This is a genomic window from Tepidimonas sp., assembly GCF_036825565.1.
In the GTDB taxonomy this organism is placed as follows: Bacteria; Pseudomonadota; Gammaproteobacteria; order Burkholderiales; family Burkholderiaceae_C; genus Tepidimonas.
In genome coordinates, this window is sequence record NZ_DAISXZ010000129.1 from 1 (window position 1) to 2,401 (window position 2,401).

Annotated in this window: 3 protein-coding genes and 1 tRNA gene; 2 read left to right on the forward strand and 2 right to left on the reverse strand. The window is 65.7% G+C overall.

The window, feature by feature from the left end:
* The first annotated feature begins 43 nt into the window (after nucleotides 1–43).
* The gene (locus V7026_RS11350) at nucleotides 44–238 is read left to right on the forward strand and encodes a hypothetical protein (RefSeq protein WP_334155484.1); all 195 of its coding nucleotides are present in this window, start codon (nucleotides 44–46) and stop codon (nucleotides 236–238) included.
* A gap of 117 nt (nucleotides 239–355) precedes the next feature.
* Nucleotides 356–703 carry a hypothetical protein gene (locus V7026_RS11355; RefSeq protein WP_334155485.1) on the forward strand — a complete coding sequence of 116 codons (348 nt, stop codon included), beginning with the start codon at nucleotides 356–358 and terminating at the stop codon, nucleotides 701–703.
* Nucleotides 704–945: 242 nt separating this feature from the next.
* Here the strand turns inward: V7026_RS11355 and V7026_RS11360 are convergent.
* Nucleotides 946–1,038: transfer RNA gene (locus V7026_RS11360), tRNA-Ser, on the reverse strand.
* Between the two features lie 53 nt (nucleotides 1,039–1,091).
* On the reverse strand, nucleotides 1,092–2,384 hold the full coding sequence (locus V7026_RS11365) for a tryptophan--tRNA ligase (protein WP_334155486.1): 1,293 nt from the start codon (nucleotides 2,382–2,384) through the stop codon (nucleotides 1,092–1,094).
* Nucleotides 2,385–2,401 lie beyond the last annotated feature (17 nt).

A 2,401-nucleotide genomic window follows, 5' to 3' on the forward strand; every position in this document is an offset into this window, starting at 1 on the left:
CAGCAGGTATCCACGGCGGCTGGGTATTATGTGATCATCCGGGATGCGACAGCTAGGCAGGTTCGCCCGTGGCAGCGCGATCATCGAAGCCATCGTCGTGTTCAGGCGTGATGGCCGCGGACACTGGTCTGAAGGCGTCACAGCGTTCGTTGCCGACGACAAGTCGTCCGAGTATCTGAAAGACAAACGCCGCTGGCTGATGAAGCAAGCGGCGTTTGTGCGGTTTCTTGAGGTGTGACCAGGTTGACGGGTTCCCCTGGCCCCGCTTCACCATTCGAATGCGCGTCCCGCACATAAAAGCAAAGCGTTACTTTTCCATTCTCACCAAATGACAGGGGCTTGTCAAACCGCTCGTTTGACGAACCCGTTCATCCTGACCGCAGCCCATCCGCCCGCCACCATCGCTGGCATGGACGCGTCCAGACTTCACACCCTGACGTTTGCCGTCAAGCCCGCTGAGAGGGCCGACGGCGGCGCGCTGCGCTTCGAGGGCGTGGCCTACTCCGGCGGCGTTGTCCCGGCCTGCGGCTGGCACGGCGACGTGGTGATCGACCTGGAGAGCCTCAAAAACGCCGACGGCGAGGAGCTGCCGGTGCTGGTTGATCACCAGGCCAGCGTCGAGGCGATAGCTGGCAAGGGTCGCCTCTTTCGCTTTACCCAGCCGGATGGTACGACTGGCCTGCGCGCATCACCCGGCGTTTGAGCCGGGTGTGGATTGAAACCGCCCATATAGTCCGAGACGCGGCAACTGAAGGAAGGTCTCAAAGCGCGCGATAACGGCCTCGGTTTGGTCGGGCTGAAGCAAAAAGGCCGCCATTTCGGGGCGGCCTTTTTCATCGTCTCACAGGGCCTTACCTCATCGCATCCCATCACTTCGGGAAAGGCGGGTTTTTAGGCGGGTGTGCCGTCAAAACCCTGCGGGAAGGCCAGTAAAACTGGCAAAATTGGCGGAGAGAGAGGGATTCGAACCCTCGATACGGGGGATACCCGTATACCGGATTTCGAGTCCGGCGCATTCGACCACTCTGCCATCTCTCCGCGGTCGACAAGCCAACTATTGTAGCAGACCTGCGGAGGCGGCCGACCCGCGTTCAGGCTTCACGCAACAGGGCCAGGGCAGCATCGATGCGCTCGGCCGGGGCGGACGCCTCGATGAGTGCATGCAGGTCTGGACAGGCGCTCCAGCCCTCGGTCTTGAGGCGGGCGACGGCCTGTCCCGCGGCCTTGGGCGTGTCGAACCCCGCGCTTTGCAGAAGCACATGGCCCTTGGCGTCGGTCAGCTTGAAATAGAAGCGGCCGTCGCTTTCGCGGTACTGCTTGAAAACCGGCGGTGCGACCTTGGTGCCGGTTGCCTCGGCGGCGGGGGGCAGGGCCAGGTCGTCCAGGGGCCGCAGACCGACGGCGGCGCGCAGCCGTGCGGTGAACGGCGTGGCCTGCACGCGCGCCTTGGCCGCGCCCGCGCGCAGCAGGGCCTCCACCCGCTGCGGGTGCGCCATCAGGTCGTCGTAGGTCGCGCGCATGGGTGCGATTTCGCGGTCGATGCGCTCGAACAGCCGCTCTTTGGCCTCGGCCCAGGCGATGCCGGCGGCAAAGTCGCGCGCCAGGGTGGCGGTTTCCTCGGCCGTGGCGAAGGCCTGGTAGATCTGGAACAGCGCCGAGCCCTCGGTGTCTTTGGGTTCGCCCGGCGCGCGGGAGTCGGTGACGATGCCCATGATGAGCCGCCGCAGCTGCTCGCGCGGGGCGAACAGCGGGATGACGTTGTCGTAGCTCTTGCTCATCTTGCGGCCGTCCAGGCCGGGCAGGGTGGCCACCTGTTCGTCGATCACGGCCTCCGGCAGCGTGAAATGCTCGCCGTAGTGGTGGTTGAAGCTGGACGCCAGATCGCGCGCCATTTCGATGTGCTGGATCTGGTCGCGGCCCACGGGCACGCGGTGCGCATTGAACATGAGGATGTCGGCCGCCATCAGCACGGGGTACATGAACAGGCCCATGGTGACGCCGTCGTCGGCGTCGCGCCCGTCGGCGGTGTTTTTGTCCACCGCCGCCTTGTAGGCGTGGGCGCGGTTGAGCAGCCCCTTGCCGCAGACGCACGCCAGCAGCCAGGTCAGCTCCGGGATTTCGGGGATGTCGGACTGGCGGTAGAAGGTGACGCGCTCGGGGTCCAGTCCGCAGGCGATCCAGGTGGCGGCGATTTCCAGCGTGGAGCGCTGCACGCGCGCCGGGTCGTGGGTGGAGATGAGGGCGTGGTAGTCGGCGAGGAACAGGTAGCTGTCGATGCCCGGCTCGCGGCTGGCGCGCACCGTGGGGCGGATGGCGCCGACGTAGTTGCCCAGGTGCGGGGTGCCGGAGGGTTTGATGCCGGTGAGGACGCGGACGGTGGTCATGGGGGAACGGTGGGGGT

What these genes read in the sequence shown, in the direction of transcription:
- V7026_RS11350 (WP_334155484.1), top strand. Translation starts at nt 44, where the DNA reads ATGCGACAGCTAGGCAGGTTCGCCCGTGGCAGCGCGATCATCGAAGCC.
- V7026_RS11365 (WP_334155486.1), bottom strand. Translation starts at nt 2,384, where the DNA reads ATGACCACCGTCCGCGTCCTCACCGGCATCAAACCCTCCGGCACCCCG.